At 65.1% G+C, this 15,955-nt stretch carries 10 protein-coding genes; 9 read left to right on the forward strand and 1 reads right to left on the reverse strand.

Annotation, left to right across the window (positions count from 1 at the left end; translation table 11 throughout):
• Positions 1 to 224: 224 nt before the first annotated feature.
• Entirely contained in the window at positions 225 to 2,663 is a 2,439-nt protein-coding gene (locus CAG41_RS22675) for a penicillin-binding protein 1A (protein ID WP_371917485.1), read from the reverse strand.
• Positions 2,664 to 2,881: 218 nt separating this feature from the next.
• Between CAG41_RS22675 and CAG41_RS22680 the strand changes: the two genes are divergently transcribed.
• The 9 genes from CAG41_RS22680 (at position 2,882) to gltB (ending at position 15,932) form a co-directional block, all read left to right on the forward strand.
• Entirely contained in the window at positions 2,882 to 3,946 is a 1,065-nt protein-coding gene (locus CAG41_RS22680; protein ID WP_085585427.1) for a pilus assembly protein PilM, read from the forward strand.
• Positions 3,946 to 4,512, forward strand: a complete 567-nt coding sequence (locus CAG41_RS22685) for a PilN domain-containing protein (protein ID WP_085585425.1) — start codon at positions 3,946 to 3,948, stop codon at positions 4,510 to 4,512. The genes CAG41_RS22680 and CAG41_RS22685 overlap by 1 nt, the downstream gene beginning before the upstream one ends.
• Positions 4,509 to 5,150 (forward strand): type 4a pilus biogenesis protein PilO, encoded by a 642-nt coding sequence (pilO, locus tag CAG41_RS22690; protein WP_085585423.1) that lies wholly within the window; start codon positions 4,509 to 4,511, stop codon positions 5,148 to 5,150. Before CAG41_RS22685 ends, pilO begins: the two co-directional genes overlap by 4 nt.
• Complete coding sequence (locus CAG41_RS22695; RefSeq protein ID WP_085631057.1) at positions 5,147 to 5,671, forward strand: pilus assembly protein PilP; 525 nt, start codon at positions 5,147 to 5,149, stop codon at positions 5,669 to 5,671. Before pilO ends, CAG41_RS22695 begins: the two co-directional genes overlap by 4 nt.
• Before the next feature lie 13 nt (positions 5,672 to 5,684).
• On the forward strand, positions 5,685 to 7,763 hold the full coding sequence (gene pilQ / locus CAG41_RS22700; RefSeq protein WP_085585419.1) for a type IV pilus secretin PilQ: 2,079 nt from the start codon (positions 5,685 to 5,687) through the stop codon (positions 7,761 to 7,763).
• Positions 7,764 to 7,767: 4 nt separating this feature from the next.
• Positions 7,768 to 8,286 carry a shikimate kinase AroK gene (gene aroK, locus CAG41_RS22705; RefSeq protein ID WP_085585417.1) on the forward strand — a complete coding sequence of 173 codons (519 nt, stop codon included), beginning with the start codon at positions 7,768 to 7,770 and terminating at the stop codon, positions 8,284 to 8,286.
• A gap of 131 nt (positions 8,287 to 8,417) precedes the next feature.
• Entirely contained in the window at positions 8,418 to 9,518 is a 1,101-nt protein-coding gene (gene aroB, locus CAG41_RS22710) for a 3-dehydroquinate synthase (protein WP_085585415.1), read from the forward strand.
• Between the two features lie 10 nt (positions 9,519 to 9,528).
• Positions 9,529 to 11,136, forward strand: a complete 1,608-nt coding sequence (locus CAG41_RS22715; RefSeq protein WP_085631055.1) for an AAA family ATPase — start codon at positions 9,529 to 9,531, stop codon at positions 11,134 to 11,136.
• A gap of 350 nt (positions 11,137 to 11,486) precedes the next feature.
• Positions 11,487 to 15,932 (forward strand): glutamate synthase large subunit, encoded by a 4,446-nt coding sequence (gltB, locus tag CAG41_RS22725; RefSeq protein ID WP_085631053.1) that lies wholly within the window; start codon positions 11,487 to 11,489, stop codon positions 15,930 to 15,932.
• Positions 15,933 to 15,955: the final 23 nt, after the last annotated feature.

The raw sequence follows: 15,955 nt of genomic DNA on the forward strand, positions 1-15,955 counted from the left end.
GAAGCCCCGGCTCGTGAGAGTCGGGGCTTTTTTGTGCCTGAGGGTTCTTGTACCGGCTTCACCGGCCCCATCGCCAGCAGGCTGGCTCCCACCGTTTTTTGCACTGTACCCACTCTGTGGGAACCAGCTTGCTGGCGATGAGACCAGTTCATTCACTGCAAATCCGACAGGTATAAAAAAAGCCCCGCACTTCTCGCGAAGGCGGGGCTCTTTTGGGGCTGCGATCAGAACAGATCGATCGGCGCCTGTTCGTCCGCCGGCAGCGGACTGCCCGGCACGGCGCCATTGCCGATCTCGTTGACCGACGGCGGTGTGTCTTCGGCCTTGAACAGCTCGAAGTACGCGCCCGGCGTGCTCGGCGAGGCGGCGCGGCCGCTGACCGGATCCACCCGCAGGCTGAGGATGCCTTCCGGCTCCGCCTGGACATGCGGCGGCTTGTCCTTGAGGGCGGCGGACATGTAGTTCATCCAGATCGGCAGCGCCACGGTGCCGCCGAACTCCCGGCGGCCGAGGCTTTCTGGTTGGTCGAAACCGGTCCAGACCGTGGTCACGTAATCGGCGTTGTAGCCGGAGAACCAGGCGTCCTTCGATTCGTTGGTGGTGCCGGTCTTGCCGGCGATGTCGCTGCGGCCCATGGCCAGCGCACGGCGGCCGGTACCGAGCTTGATCACGTCCTGCAGCATGCTGTTGAGGATGTAGGTGGTGCGGCCGTCGACGATCCGTTCGGCCACCGCCGGCGTCTGCGGCGCCACGTTGCTGCCGGGGGCTTCGCCCGGTGTGGCGTTGACGGTGAACGACGGGGGGGCCGGGGCGGCGATGCCGTCGGTCGCCGCCGTGCCCTGGGGCACCGTCGGCGGGTTGGCGACGAACAGGGTGTCGCCGTTGCGGCTTTCGATCTTGTCGATGATGTACGGCGTGACCTTGTAGCCGCCGTTGGCGAAGGTGCTCCAGCCGGTGGCGATCTCCATCGGGGTCAGGGTCGCGGTGCCCAGCGCCAGGGACAGGTTCGGTGGCAGGTCCTGCTTGTTGAAGCCGAAGCGGGTGATGTAGTCGATGGTCTTGCCGACGCCCATCGCCTGCAGCAGGCGGATCGACACCAGGTTACGCGACTTGTACAGCGCTTCGCGCAGGCGGATCGGGCCGAGGAAGGTGTTGGTGTCGTTCTTCGGACGCCAGACCTTGTCCAGGTATTCGTCGACGAACACGATCGGCGCGTCGTTGACCAGGCTGGCGGCGGTGTAGCCGTTGTCCAGCGCGGCGCTGTAGACGAACGGCTTGAAACTCGAACCCGGCTGGCGCTTGGCCTGCATGGCGCGGTTGTAATTGCTCTGCTCGAAGGCGAAGCCGCCGACCAGCGAGCGGATCGCGCCGTTCTGCGGATCCAGCGACACCAGCGCGCCCTGGGCCTGAGGAATCTGGCTGAACTTGAGCGAGTTGTTCGCCTGGCGCTGCACGCGCACCAGGTCGCCCACCTGCGCCACGTCCGATGGCTGGCGCGGGGCGGCGCCCATGCTGTTGGTGTTGAGGAACGGCCGGGCCCACTTCATGGTGTCCCAGGCGACGTGTTCTTCGCCGGTGCGGGTGAGCACCTGCAGGCCGTTCTTGTCGACCTGGGTGACGATGGCCGGCTCCAGGCTGCTGATGGTGCGCTGCTTGGTCAGCTCGTTGGCCCAGGCCTCGCGGGTCTTGCCGGGCAGGCGCGATTCGGGGCCGCGGTAGCCGTGGCGCTGGTCGTAGGTCATCAGGCCTTCATGCAAGGCGTTGTTGGCCATTTCCTGCAGGTTGCTCGGCACCGTGGTGGTGACGCGGAAGCCTTCGGTGTAAGCGTCGCTGCCGTAGCGACCGACCATTTCCGCCCGGGCCATTTCGGCGATGTACGGGGCGTTCACTTCCGGGGTCGGCACGTGGTAGCTGGCGTTCAGCGGCTCGTTGACGGCGGCGGTGTAGTCCGCCTCGGTGATCTTGCCCAGCTTGTACATGCGCCCCAGGATCCAGTCGCGGCGCTCCTTGCTGCGCGCCGGGTTGGCCAGCGGGTTGAAGCGCGACGGGGCCTTGGGCAGGCCGGCGATCATCGCCATCTGCGCCAGGCTGACCTCGCGGATCGACTTGCCGTAGTACACCTGCGCCGCGGCCTCGATGCCGTAGGCGCGGTTGCCCAGATAGATCTTGTTCACGTACAGCTCAAGGATCTCGTCCTTGGTCAGCTGCCGTTCGATCTGCAGGGCCAGGAGGATTTCGGTGGTCTTGCGCGAGAAGCTGCGTTCGCTGGTCAGGAAGAAGTTCTTCGCCACCTGCATGGTGATGGTGCTGCCGCCGGACTGGATGTGGCCGCTCTTGAGCAGTTGGGTCGCGGCGCGCATCAGGCTGCTCGGATCGACGCCGTAGTGGTTGGCGAAGTTGTCGTCTTCAGCACTTAGTAACGCATTGATGAAATTGGGGGGAATGTCGGCGAAACGGATCGGCGTGCGGCGCATTTCGCCAAATTCTGCGATCAACTTGTTGTCGCTGCTGTACACCCGGAGCGGAATCTGCAACTGAATGCTTCTCAGCGCCTCCACAGATGGCAAACCCGGACTAAGGTAAAGGAACGCGCCGCTGAGACCTAAAAGCAGTCCGCAGAAAACGGCGACGATGGACCAACCGAAAAATTTCAGCAGACGAATCAAGGCTCTTGGACATCCAGGGCAAAGAATGAAATTGGCGACGGGCTTGCGGCGACCTGCCGAAGGGCCCGCGCTGGCGGTAAAAGCGGAAAAAATCGCTGGGCATTATAAGCACTTTTCCGCTGGGGGCGTCATTTGCGCTTCTGTCAAGACGGGGCGAGGGAACGCAAGGCGCATAACGGAGTCCGTAAGTCACGGATAGTCATAGGGATTGGGCAGTGCCAGGACTCTTCAACAAAAAGACCAACACGCTGCTGGGGATCGACATCAGCTCCACGTCGGTGAAGCTGCTGGAGCTGAGCCGCCAGGGCGAGCGCTACCGGGTCGAGGCCTACGCGGTGGAGCCGTTGCCGGCGAACGCCGTGGTCGAAAAGAACATCGCCGAACTCGAAGGCGTCGGCCATGCCCTGTCCAGGGTGCTGGCCAAGGCGCGCACGGGGCTCAAGGGCGTGGCGGTGGCGGTGGCCGGATCGGCGGTGATCACCAAGGTCATCGAGATGGATGCCGGCCTGTCCGACGACGAGATGGAGAACCAGCTCCGGATCGAGGCCGACCAGTACATTCCCTATCCGCTGGACGAAGTCGCCATCGATTTCGAGGTGCAGGGCGTGTCGCCGCGCAATGCCGAGCGGGTCAACGTGCTGCTGGCGGCCTGCCGCAAGGAGAACGTCGAAGTCCGCGAAGCGGCCCTGGCCCTGGCGGGACTCACGGCGCGGGTGGTGGATGTCGAGGCCTATGCCCTGGAGCGCTCGTTCGGCCTGCTCGCGACCCAGCTGGCGCAATCCCAGGAGCGCCTGACGGTCGCCGTGGTCGACATCGGTGCGACCATGACCACCCTGAGCGTCCTGCACAACGGCCGGATCATCTACACCCGCGAGCAACTGTTCGGCGGGCGCCAGCTCACCGAGGAGATCCAGCGCCGCTATGGCCTGACCTTCGAGCAGGCGGGGCTGGCGAAGAAACAGGGCGGCCTGCCGGACGACTATGTCGGCGAAGTGCTCCAGCCGTTCCGCGAGGCGCTGGTGCAGCAGGTGTCGCGTTCGCTGCAGTTCTTCTTCGCGTCCGGCCAGTACAATGCGGTCGACCATATCCTGCTGGCCGGGGGCACGGCATCGGTGCCGGGGCTCGACAGCCTGATCGAACAGCGCCTGGGCACGCCGACCCAGGTCGCCAACCCGTTTTCCGACATGGCGTTGAGCGGCAAGGTCAACGCCGGGGCGCTGGCCAGCGATGCGCCGGCCCTGATGATCGCCTGCGGGCTGGCGCTCAGGAGTTTCGACTGATGGCGCGGATCAACCTTCTGCCCTGGCGCGAGGAGCGCCGCGAAGAACGGCGCAAGCGTTTCCTGCTGGCGTTGACCGGCGTGCTGGTGGGGTCGGTGGGCGCGGTGCTGATCGCCGACCAGATCATCGGCGCGGCCATCGAGCGGCAAACGTCGCGCAACGACTACATCGGCAAGCAGATCGCCTCGGTCGACGAGCGGATCAAACAGATCAGCGAACTCAAGGCCCGTCGCCAGCAACTGGTGGAGCGCATGCGCATCATCCAGGATCTGCAGGGCAACCGGCAGGTCAGCGGGCGGATCTTCGACCAGCTCGCCCGCACCCTGCCTGACGGGGTGTACTTCACCGACGTGAAGATGGTCGGCAAGACCTTGTCGATCAGCGGTGCGGCGGAGTCGAACAACCGCGTCTCCGACCTGATGCGCAACCTCGACGCCTCCGACTGGTTCGATGCGCCGGTCCTCAACGAAGTGAAGGCGACCACCGCCGGGCAGCTGGATCAGGCCAACACCTTTCAGCTGACCGTTCGCCAGACCCGGCCCAAGCTGGCGGAGGACGTCCAATGAAGCCGTCCGAATGGCTGGGCAGCCTGCGCAGCATCGACTTCAACGACCTGGACACCGGCAACATCGGCTCCTGGCCGACCGCGGTGAAGGGGCTGGCCGGCGCGTTGCTGATGGTGCTGGTGCTGGCGCTTGGCTACAACTTCTTCATCAGCGACCTGGAGAACCAGCTCGAGCTCAAGCGCGAGGAAGAGGCCACGCTCAAGGAGCAGTTCGCGACCAAGGCGCACATGGCGGCCAACCTCGAGCTCTACACCCGGCAGATGAAGGAGATGGAAAACTCGTTCGGCGTGCTGCTGCGTCAGTTGCCCAGCGACACCGAGGTGCCGGGCCTGCTGGAGGACATCACCCGGACGGGGCTCGGCAGCGGGCTCGAGTTCGAAGAGATCAAGCTGCTGCCGGAGGTGGTCCAGCAGTTCTACATCGAGCTGCCGATCCAGATCACCGTCACCGGCGGCTATCACGACCTGGCGACATTCGTCAGCGGCGTGGCCGGGTTGCCCCGGATCGTCACCCTGCACGATTTCGAACTCGCGCCGGCCAACCCCGAAGGCGGCTCGAAGCTGCGCATGAGCATCCTGGCCAAGACCTACCGCTACAACGACAAGGGACAGCCGCAAGACAAGGGGCCGACGCCATGAGCCCGATCCGGTGTTTCATTGCGCTTGCCCTGGCGCTGGGGCTGGGTGGCTGCGGGGGCGGCGACTTCGGCGACCTCGACGCGTACATGAACGAGATCCGCCAGCGCCCGCCCGGCAAGATCGAGCCCACGCCGGTCTTCCATGCCTATCCGACCTTCACCTACAGCGCAGCGAACCTGCGCAGCCCGTTCTCCCGCCAGGTGCGGGTCGACCTGGCGGGGCAGCGGCACGGCTCGCGCAATGTTCGGCCCGACCCCAACCGGGTCAAGCAGTACCTCGAAGGTTTCAACATCGAGCAGTTCGAGATGGTCGGCACGATTTCCAACGCCTCCGGCGCCTTCGCGCTGCTGCGCGGGGCGGGCGGGGTGCACCGGCTGAAGGTCGGCGACTACCTGGGGCGCAACGACGGTCGCATCGTCGCCATCAGCGCCTCCCAGGTCGATGTGGTCGAAATCGTTCCCGACGGCGAGGGCGCCTGGCTGGAGCGGCCGCGCACCATTCCTTTGAAAGAGCACTCATAGTGGAAGACGAACAATGAACAGGATTTTCGCAACCTTCGGTCTTTCGCTATGGATAGCGCTGCTGTCGCCGATGGTCGATGCGGCCACCCTCAAGGCCCTGGACGTGGCGGCGCTGCCGGGCGACCGGGTCGAGCTGAAGCTGTCCTTCGACGGCCCGCCGCCGCAGCCCAAGGGCTACACCACCGATTCGCCGGCACGGATCGCCCTCGACCTGCCGGGCGTCTCCAGCCAGCTGGCGAACAAGACCCGTGACCTGGGCAGCGGCAATGCCCGCTCGGCCACGGTGGTCGAGGCCAAGGATCGGACGCGGATGATCATCAACCTGACCCAGCTGGTGCCCTACGACACCCGGGTCGAAGGCAACACGCTGTTCGTCGTGGTCGGCCAGGGCGCCCGCAAGGCTGCGCCCCGCACGGCGGCGGCCACATCGCGCCCCGTGCCGGCCGCCGCGCCGGCCAAGGCTTACGCCCCGACGGCCAGGGCCATCCGGGGCGTGGACTTCCAGCGTGGCACGGCGGGCGAGGGCAATGTGGTCATCGACCTGTCCGACCCGGCCATCGCCCCGGACATCCAGGAACGCGACGGCAAGATCGTCCTCAACTTCACCCGCACCCAACTGCCCGAACCGCTGCGGGTGCGCCTCGACGTCAAGGACTTCGCCACGCCGGTGCAGTTCGTCAGCTCCAGCGTCAGCGGCGACCGGGCGACCGTGACCGTCGAGCCCGTCGGCACCTACGAGTACTCGACCTACCAGACCGACAACAAGCTCACCGTCAGCATCCGGCCGATGACGGTCGATGACCTGCAAAAGCGCAACGCCGACCGCAACAGCTACAGCGGCGAGAAGCTTTCGCTGAATTTCCAGGACATCGACGTGCGCTCGGTGCTGCAGCTGATCGCCGACTTCACCAACCTCAACCTGGTGGCCAGCGACACGGTGCAGGGTGGGATCACCTTGCGTCTGCAGAACGTGCCGTGGGATCAGGCCCTGGACCTGGTGCTCAAGACCAAGGGGCTGGACAAGCGCAAGATCGGCAACGTGCTGCTGGTGGCGCCGGCCGATGAGATCGCCGCCCGCGAGCGGCAGGAGCTCGAGTCGCAGAAGCAGATCGCCGAACTGGCGCCGCTGCGCCGCGAGCTGCTGCAGGTCAACTACGCCAAGGCGGCGGACATCGCCAAGCTGTTCCAGTCGGTGACCAGCGCCGAGGCGAAAGTCGACGAACGGGGGTCGATCACCGTCGATGAACGCACCAACAACATCATTGCCTACCAGACCCAGGATCGCCTCGACGAGCTGCGGCGGATCGTGGCGCAACTGGACATCCCGGTGCGCCAGGTGATGATCGAGGCGCGGATCGTCGAGGCCAACGTCGATTACGACAAGAGCCTGGGCGTGCGCTGGGGCGGATCGATCCGCAACAAGGGCAACTGGAACACCTCCGGCGTGACCAACGGCGCGTCCACCACCATCGGCACGCCGGGCAGCACCAGCACCAACACGCCGTTCGTCGACATGGGCACCACCGGCAACACCTCGGGGATCGGCATCGCCTTCATCACCGACAACGTGCTGCTCGATCTCGAACTGACTGCCATGGAGAAGACCGGCAACGGGGAAATCGTCTCCCAGCCGAAGGTGGTCACCTCCGACAAGGAAACCGCCAAGATCCTCAAGGGCACCGAAATCCCCTACCAGGAAGCCAGCTCCAGCGGCGCCACCTCGGTGTCGTTCAAGGAGGCTTCGCTGTCGCTGGAGGTGACGCCACAGATCACCCCGGACAACCGCATCATCATGGAGGTCAAGGTCACCAAGGACGAACCGGACTACCTGAACAAGGTGCAGGATGTGCCGCCGATCAAGAAAAACGAGGTCAACGCCAAGGTGCTGGTGAACGACGGCGAAACCATCGTGATCGGGGGCGTTTTCTCAAATACTCAAAGCAAGGTCGTAGATAAGGTGCCATTTCTTGGCGATGTGCCGTATCTTGGCCGCCTTTTCCGGCGTGATGTGGTCTCGGAGAAAAAATCCGAGCTGCTGGTCTTCCTCACTCCGCGTATCATGAATAACCAGGCGATTGCTGTGAGTCGTTGATTCTGTGCGAAATTTGATTCTTGTAGGCCCGATGGGCGCTGGAAAAAGCACCATCGGCCGGTTGCTGGCCAAAGAGCTGCGCCTGCCGTTCAAAGATTCCGACAAGGAAATTGAACTGCGCACGGGCGCCAATATCCCGTGGATCTTCGACAAGGAAGGCGAGCCCGGCTTTCGTGACCGCGAGCAGGCGATGATCGCCGAGCTGTGCGCGTTCGACGGCGTGGTGCTGGCCACCGGCGGGGGCGCGGTGATGCGCGACGCCAACCGCAAGGCCCTGCACGAGGGCGGGCGGGTGGTGTACCTGCACGCCTCCGTCGAGCAGCAGGTCGGGCGCACGTCACGCGACCGCAACCGGCCGTTGCTGCGCACCGCCGATCCGGAAAAGACCCTGCGCGACCTGCTGGCGATCCGTGACCCGCTGTACCGGGAGATCGCCGATCTGGTGGTGGAAACCGACGAGCGGCCACCGCGCCTGGTGGTGCTCGACATCCTCGACCGTCTGCAGCAGCTTCCGCCCCGTTAAAGCGCCGCCCGAAATGCGCTATCCTCGGCGTCCCGTCATGCCCGGGGGTGTGGCGGATGGCGTGCGGGCGGCGTCATACCGGCTAAGACCGCGGACATCCGATAATTCAGCCATCTTCACTGTGGGGACACATGCAGACACTCAAGGTCGATCTGGGCGAGCGCAGCTACCCGATTCATATTGGCGAAGGTTTGTTGGACCGGCCTGAACTGTTGGCTCCGCACATCCATGGGCGGCAAGTGGCGATCGTCTCCAACGAGACCGTGGCGCCGCTCTATCTTGAGCGTCTGACCCGCACTCTGGCGCCGTACTCGGTGATCTCGGTGGTGCTGCCAGACGGCGAGGCGCACAAGAACTGGGAAACCCTGCAACTGATCTTCGACGGCCTGCTGACCGCCCGGCACGACCGCCGCACCACCGTGATCGCCCTGGGCGGCGGCGTCATCGGCGACATGGCCGGTTTTGCGGCCGCCTGCTACCAGCGCGGCGTCGACTTCATCCAGATCCCCACCACGCTACTGTCCCAGGTCGATTCGTCGGTGGGCGGCAAGACCGGGATCAACCATCCGCTGGGCAAGAACATGGTCGGCGCGTTCTATCAGCCGAACGTGGTGCTGATCGACACCGCCTCGCTCAAGACCTTGCCGGCGCGCGAGCTGTCCGCCGGTCTGGCGGAAGTCATCAAGTACGGGCTGATCTGCGACGAGCCGTTCCTGACCTGGCTCGAAGACAACGTCGACAAGCTGCGCAACCTCGACCCGCAGGCGCTGACCTACGCCATCGAGCGTTCCTGCGCGGCCAAGGCGGCCGTGGTCGGCGCCGACGAACGGGAGTCCGGCGTTCGCGCCACCCTCAACCTCGGCCATACCTTCGGCCACGCCATCGAGACCCACATGGGCTATGGTGTCTGGTTGCATGGCGAGGCGGTCGCCGCCGGTACGGTCATGGCCCTGGACATGTCCGCGCGCCTGGGCTGGATCAGCGCCCGGGAGCGTGACCGCGGCATCCGCCTGTTCCAGCGCGCCGGCCTGCCGGTGGTGCCGCCCGAAGAGATGACCGAGGCCGATTTCCTCGAACACATGGCAATTGACAAGAAAGTGATCGACGGTCGCTTGCGCCTGGTGCTGCTGCGCCGGATGGGCGAAGCGGTGGTGACCGACGATTATCCGAAAGAGGTTCTACAGGCCACGCTGGGAGCGGACTACCGCGCCCTGGCTCAGCTTAAAGGTTGATAGGATTCCGATGACCAGTTTGCATGCCGACGAGGCGTTCCTCGGCCATTTCCAGTTAAGTCACGACCCGTTCGCGCCAAGGGTGCCGGGCTTCAAATTCTTCCCCGCCCAGCGCAAGCCAGTGCTGGGCCAGCTCCATCATCTGGCGCGCTACAGCCAGTTGCTGCTGGTGGTCACCGGCCCTCAGGGCAGCGGCAAGACCCTGTTGCGCCAGGCGCTGGTGGCCAGCACCAACAAGCAGTCGGTGCAGAGCGTCGTCGTCTCGGCCCGTGGCGCCGGCGACGCGGCCGGTGTGCTGCGCCAGGTGGCCCAGGCGCTGGACGTGGCCCAGGCCGACGTCAACGCGATCCTCGCCCAGGTGGTGCAGCTGGCGCTGACCGGTCAGGAGGTCTACCTGCTGGTGGATGACGCCGAGCAGCTCGACGAGTCGGCCCTCGAGGCCCTGATGGCCTTGGGCGCCGGTGCGCCGGAGGGCCGTCCGCACGTGTTCCTGTTCGGCGAGTCGTCGCTGATCGCCCAGCTCGACGCGCTGCAGCTTGAGGAAGAGCGCTTCCATGTGATCGAGCTGCAGCCGTACACGGAAGAGGAAACCCGCGAGTACCTCGACCAGCGGCTCGAAGGCGCAGGCCGCGGCATCGAACTTTTCACCGCAGATCAGATCTCTGATATTCACGAAAGCTCCGAGGGCTGGCCGGGCAACATCAACCAGGTCGCCCGCGATGCGATGATCGAAGCCATGATCGCCAGCCGCACTGCGGTCAAGCGTCCAAGTATGGGGTTCAACATGCCGAAGAAACACGTATTGGCGATTTCCGCCGTGGTCGTGGTCGCGGTCGCGGCTGCCTGGCTGATGCCGGGCCGCAGCAAGGCGCCGACCGCCGGGGCACCGGCCAACGAACAGGCCCAACTGCCGCTGGGCCAGGGCGGTCAGGGCGGTGCTCCGTCCGTCGAGTTCAACGGCAACACCCAGCCGATGCCGTTGCCGTTGGTCGGCAACTCGCAGCCGGTGATGCGCGGCCCGCTGGCCGAAGCGGCCGGCGGCATCACCGAAGGCGACGACGGTGTGCCGGTCGAGGGCTCCAGCGCCACGCCGCCGACCGTGACCACCACCGCGCCGCCGGCAGGTGTGCCGGCCGGTCCTGCGCCGACCCCGGTTCCGGTGCCTGTGCCCGTGCCGGCGGCGAAGCCTGCGCCGGCCCCGACCCAAGTCGCCGTCGCCAAGCCTGCTCCTGTCGCGCCAGCGGCCAAACCGGCCCCGGCGCCGGCCAAGCCTGTGGCGGCCGCCAAACCGGCCGAGAAGCCCGCCGAGAAGCCGGTCGCCAAGGCTGCCGGCGGCAGCTGGTACGCCGGCCAGGCGCCGGGCAACTACGTGGTGCAGATCCTCGGCACCAGCTCCGAAGCGACCGCGCAAAGCTTCGTCAAGGAGCAGGGCGGCGAGTACCGCTATTTCAAGAAGGTTCTCAACGGCAAGCCTCTCTACGTGATCACCTATGGCAGCTTCGCCAACCGTGATGCGGCCGTTTCTGCCATCAAGGCCTTGCCAGCGAAGGTTCAGGCTGGTAAACCTTGGCCTCGCACTGTCGCCAGCGTCCAACAGGAACTGGCTACAACTCGCTGAAGATTCGGCGGCCTTACCCAGGCCGCCTCTCCCGGCACCTCAAAATCTCCACGAGTGCGCGCTTCCTTCCAAGGTCGCGTGCCTTGTGGTGTCTGCGTCACAGTAGTCTTTGAGTCGTTGCGGTCAGAATTAAAAAAGTTTTGACTAGCACAGCAGATCGCTTTAAACATTTCACAAACGCGACATGAATTTGCGACATTTCGTCGTCAAATTTGTGAGCCTCTGTGTCGCTGTGTACAATGACCACCCTTTTGCCCCCGCAAAGCCGGCGTACGTTCGGCGCGAGACGCAAGTGGTTGAATTGAAAAGAAATTTGCCTCGAAAAGAGGCAGCCTGGTGAGAAAGTGTCTATGAAAGCAGGTCTGTACCAACCAGATGAATTCAAGGATAACTGCGGCTTCGGCCTGATAGCCCACATGCAGGGCGAGCCCAGTCATACCCTTTTGCAAACGGCCATTGAGGCCCTGACCTGCATGACCCACCGCGGTGGGATCAACGCGGACGGCAAGACCGGTGACGGTTGCGGTCTGCTGATTCAAAAGCCTGATGCGTTCCTGCGCGCCATCGCCCAGGAAGCCTTCAGCGTCGAACTGCCCAAGCAATACGCCGTGGGCATGGTCTTCTTCAATCAGGATCCGGCCAAGGCCGAAGCCGCTCGCGAAAACATGAACCGCGAGATCCTCGCCGAAGGCCTGCAGCTGATCGGCTGGCGCAAGGTGCCGATCGACACCAGCGTCCTCGGCCGCCTGGCCCTGGAGCGCCTGCCGCAGATCGAGCAGGTGTTCATCGGCGGCGAAGGCCTGAGCGACCAGGACATGGCGGTCAAGCTGTTCAGCGCCCGCCGTCGCTCGTCCGTGGCCAACGCCGCCGACACCGACCACTACATCTGCAGCTTTTCCCACAAGACCATCATCTATAAAGGCCTGATGATGCCGGCCGACCTGGCCGCGTTCTATCCGGACCTGGGTGACCAGCGCCTGCAGACCGCGATCTGCGTGTTCCACCAGCGCTTTTCCACCAACACCCTGCCGAAGTGGCCGCTGGCCCAGCCGTTCCGCTTCCTCGCCCACAACGGCGAGATCAACACCATCACCGGCAACCGCAACTGGGCCCAGGCCCGCCGCACCAAGTTCACCAACGATTTGATGGACCTGGAAGAGCTCGGTCCGCTGGTCAACCGCGTCGGTTCCGACTCCTCGAGCATGGACAACATGCTCGAACTGATGGTCACCGGCGGCATCGACCTGTTCCGCGGCGTGCGGATGATCATTCCGCCGGCCTGGCAGAACGTCGAGACCATGGATCCGGACCTGCGTGCGTTCTACGAGTACAACTCGATGCACATGGAGCCGTGGGACGGCCCGGCCGGCGTGGTGATGACCGACGGTCGCTACGCCGTGTGCCTGCTCGACCGCAACGGCCTGCGCCCGGCGCGCTGGGTCACCACCAAGAACGGTTTCATCACCCTGGCGTCGGAGATCGGCGTCTGGAACTACCAGCCTGAGGACGTGCTCGCCAAGGGCCGCGTCGGCCCTGGCCAGATCTTCGCCGTGGACACCGAAACCGGGCAGATCCTCGACACCGACGCCATCGACAACCGTCTCAAGTCCCGCCATCCGTACAAGCAATGGCTGCGCAAGAACGCCCTGCGCATCCAGGCGACCATGGAAGACAACGACCACGGTTCGGCCTTCTACGACGTCGACCAGCTCAAGCAGTACATGAAGATGTACCAGGTCACGTTCGAGGAGCGCGACCAGGTGCTGCGTCCGCTCGGCGAGCAAGGCTACGAAGCCGTCGGCTCGATGGGCGACGACACGCCGATGGCCGTGCTGTCCCAGCGCGTGCGCACGCCGTACGACTATTTCCGTCAGCAGTTCGCCCAGGTGACCAACCCGCCGATCGACCCGCTGCGCGAAGCGATCGTGATGTCGCTGGAGATCTGCCTCGGCGCCGAGCGCAACATCTTCCAGGAATCGCCGGAGCACGCCTCCCGCGTGATCCTCAGCTCGCCGGTCATTTCGCCGGCCAAGTGGCGTTCGCTGATGAACCTCGACCGTCCGGGGTTCGAGCGGCACATCATCGACCTGAACTACGACGAAAGCGTCGGCCTCGAAGCGGCGATCCGCAATGTCGCCGACCAGGCCGAAGAAGCCGTGCGCGCCGGCCGTACCCAGATTGTCCTGAGCGACCGCCACATCGCGCCGGGCAAACTGCCGATCCACGCTTCGCTGGCCACCGGCGCGGTGCACCACCGCCTGACCGAAAAGGGCCTGCGCTGCGATTCCAACATCCTCGTCGAGACCGCCACCGCCCGCGACCCGCATCACTTCGCGGTGCTGATCGGCTTCGGCGCGTCGGCGGTCTACCCGTTCCTGGCCTATGAGGTGCTGGGCGACCTGATCCGCACCGGCGAAGTGCTGGGCGACCTCTACGAGGTGTTCAAGAACTACCGCAAAGGCATCACCAAGGGCCTGCTCAAGATCCTGTCGAAGATGGGCATCTCGACCATCGCCTCGTACCGCGGCGCCCAGCTGTTCGAAGCCATCGGCCTGTCGGAGGAAGTGTGCAACCTGAGCTTCCGCGGCGTGCCGAGCCGCATCAAGGGCGCGCGTTTCGTCGACATCGAAGCCGAGCAGAAGGCCTTGGCGACCGAAGCCTGGAGCCCGCGCAAGCCGATCCAGCAGGGCGGCCTGCTGAAGTTCGTCCACGGCGGCGAATACCACGCGTACAACCCGGACGTGGTCAACACCCTGCAGGCCGCCGTGCAGCAGGGCGACTACGCCAAGTTCAAGGAATACACCGCGCTGGTGGACAACCGTCCGGTGTCGATGATCCGCGACCTGCTCAAGGTCAAGACCCTCGACAAGCCGCTGGACCTCAGTGAGATCGAGCCGCTGGAATCGGTGCTCAAGCGCTTCGACTCCGCCGGCATCTCCCTCGGCGCCCTGTCGCCCGAGGCCCACGAGGCCCTGGCCGAAGCCATGAACCGCCTCGGCGCGCGTTCCAACTCCGGCGAAGGCGGTGAGGATCCGGCGCGTTACGGCACCCTCAAGAGCTCGAAGATCAAGCAGGTCGCGACCGGCCGTTTCGGCGTGACTCCCGAGTACCTGGTCAACGCCGAAGTGCTGCAGATCAAGGTCGCCCAGGGCGCCAAGCCGGGCGAGGGCGGTCAACTGCCGGGCGGCAAGGTCAACGGCCTGATCGCCAAGCTGCGCTATGCGGTGCCGGGCGTGACCCTGATTTCGCCGCCGCCGCACCACGACATCTATTCGATCGAAGACCTGTCGCAACTGATCTTCGACCTGAAGCAGGTCAACCCCCAGGCGCTGGTCTCGGTGAAGCTGGTGGCTGAAGCGGGCGTCGGCACCATCGCCGCCGGCGTGGCCAAGGCCTATGCCGACCTGATCACCATCTCCGGCTACGACGGCGGCACCGGCGCTTCCCCGCTGACCTCGATCAAGTACGCCGGCGCGCCGTGGGAGCTCGGCCTGGCCGAAACCCACCAGACCCTGCGCGGCAACGACCTGCGCGGCAAGGTGCGGGTGCAGACCGACGGCGGCCTGAAGACCGGCCTCGACGTGATCAAGGCCGCGATCCTCGGCGCCGAAAGCTTCGGCTTCGGCACCGCGCCGATGATCGCCCTGGGCTGCAAGTACCTGCGCATCTGCCACCTGAACAACTGCGCCACCGGCGTGGCGACCCAGAACGAGAAGCTGCGCAAGGACCACTACATCGGCACCGTCGACATGGTGGTGAACTTCTTCACCTACGTCGCCGAAGAGACCCGCGAGTGGCTGGCCAAGCTCGGCGTGCGCTCGCTCGAAGAGCTGATCGGCCGCACCGACCTGCTGGAAGTGCTCGAAGGCCAGACCGAGAAGCAGCACCACCTGGACCTGACGCCGCTGCTGGGCAGCGACCACGTGCCGGCGGACAAGCCTCAGTTCTGCGGCGTGGAACGCAACCCGCCGTTCGACCAGGGCCTGCTGGCCGAGAAAATGGTCGAGATGGCGACCGCGGCGATCAACGACCTCAGCGGCGCCGAATTCAGCCTGGACATCTGCAACTGCGACCGTTCGATTGGTGCGCGGGTCTCCGGCGAAATCGCGCGCAAGCACGGCAACCAAGGGATGGCCAAGGCGCCGATCACCTTCCGCTTCAAGGGCACGGCGGGCCAGAGCTTCGGCGTGTGGAACGCCGGCGGCCTGAACATGCACCTGGAAGGCGACGCCAACGACTACGTCGGCAAAGGCATGACCGGCGGCAAGCTGACCATCGTGCCGCCCAAGGGCAGCGCCTATCAGACTCAGAACAGCGCCATCATCGGCAACACCTGCCTGTACGGCGCCACCGGCGGCAAGCTGTTCGCCGCCGGCACCGCAGGCGAGCGTTTCGCCGTGCGCAACTCCGGCGCCCACACGGTCGTGGAAGGCACCGGCGATCACTGCTGCGAATACATGACCGGCGGCTTTGTCTGCGTCCTGGGCAAGACCGGCTACAACTTCGGCTCCGGCATGACCGGCGGATTCGCCTACGTGCTCGACCAGGACAACACCTTCGTTGACCGGGTCAACCACGAACTGGTGGAGATCCAGCGGATCAGCGGCGAGGCGATGGAGGCCTATCGCAGCCACCTGCAGAACGTGCTGAACGAGTACGTCGCGGAAACCGACAGCGAGTGGGGTCGTGAGCTCGCCGAGAACCTCGACGATTACCTGCGCCGTTTCTGGTTGGTCAAGCCGAAGGCCGCCAACCTGAAATCGTTGCTTTCCAGCACCCGTGCCAACCCGCAGTGATGCGCCTGAAGAGTTTGATGAGG

Origin of the sequence: Pseudomonas sp. B35(2017) (assembly GCF_002113645.1) — a bacterium.
Taxonomy (GTDB): Bacteria; Pseudomonadota; Gammaproteobacteria; order Pseudomonadales; family Pseudomonadaceae; genus Aquipseudomonas; species Aquipseudomonas ekonensis.

What these genes read in the sequence shown, in the direction of transcription:
- CAG41_RS22685 (WP_085585425.1), top strand. Translation starts at nt 3,946, where the DNA reads ATGGCGCGGATCAACCTTCTGCCCTGGCGCGAGGAGCGCCGCGAAGAA.
- aroB (WP_085585415.1), top strand. Translation starts at nt 8,418, where the DNA reads ATGCAGACACTCAAGGTCGATCTGGGCGAGCGCAGCTACCCGATTCAT.
- pilQ (WP_085585419.1), top strand. Translation starts at nt 5,685, where the DNA reads ATGAACAGGATTTTCGCAACCTTCGGTCTTTCGCTATGGATAGCGCTG.
- pilO (WP_085585423.1), top strand. Translation starts at nt 4,509, where the DNA reads ATGAAGCCGTCCGAATGGCTGGGCAGCCTGCGCAGCATCGACTTCAAC.
- gltB (WP_085631053.1), top strand. Translation starts at nt 11,487, where the DNA reads ATGAAAGCAGGTCTGTACCAACCAGATGAATTCAAGGATAACTGCGGC.
- CAG41_RS22715 (WP_085631055.1), top strand. Translation starts at nt 9,529, where the DNA reads ATGACCAGTTTGCATGCCGACGAGGCGTTCCTCGGCCATTTCCAGTTA.
- CAG41_RS22695 (WP_085631057.1), top strand. Translation starts at nt 5,147, where the DNA reads ATGAGCCCGATCCGGTGTTTCATTGCGCTTGCCCTGGCGCTGGGGCTG.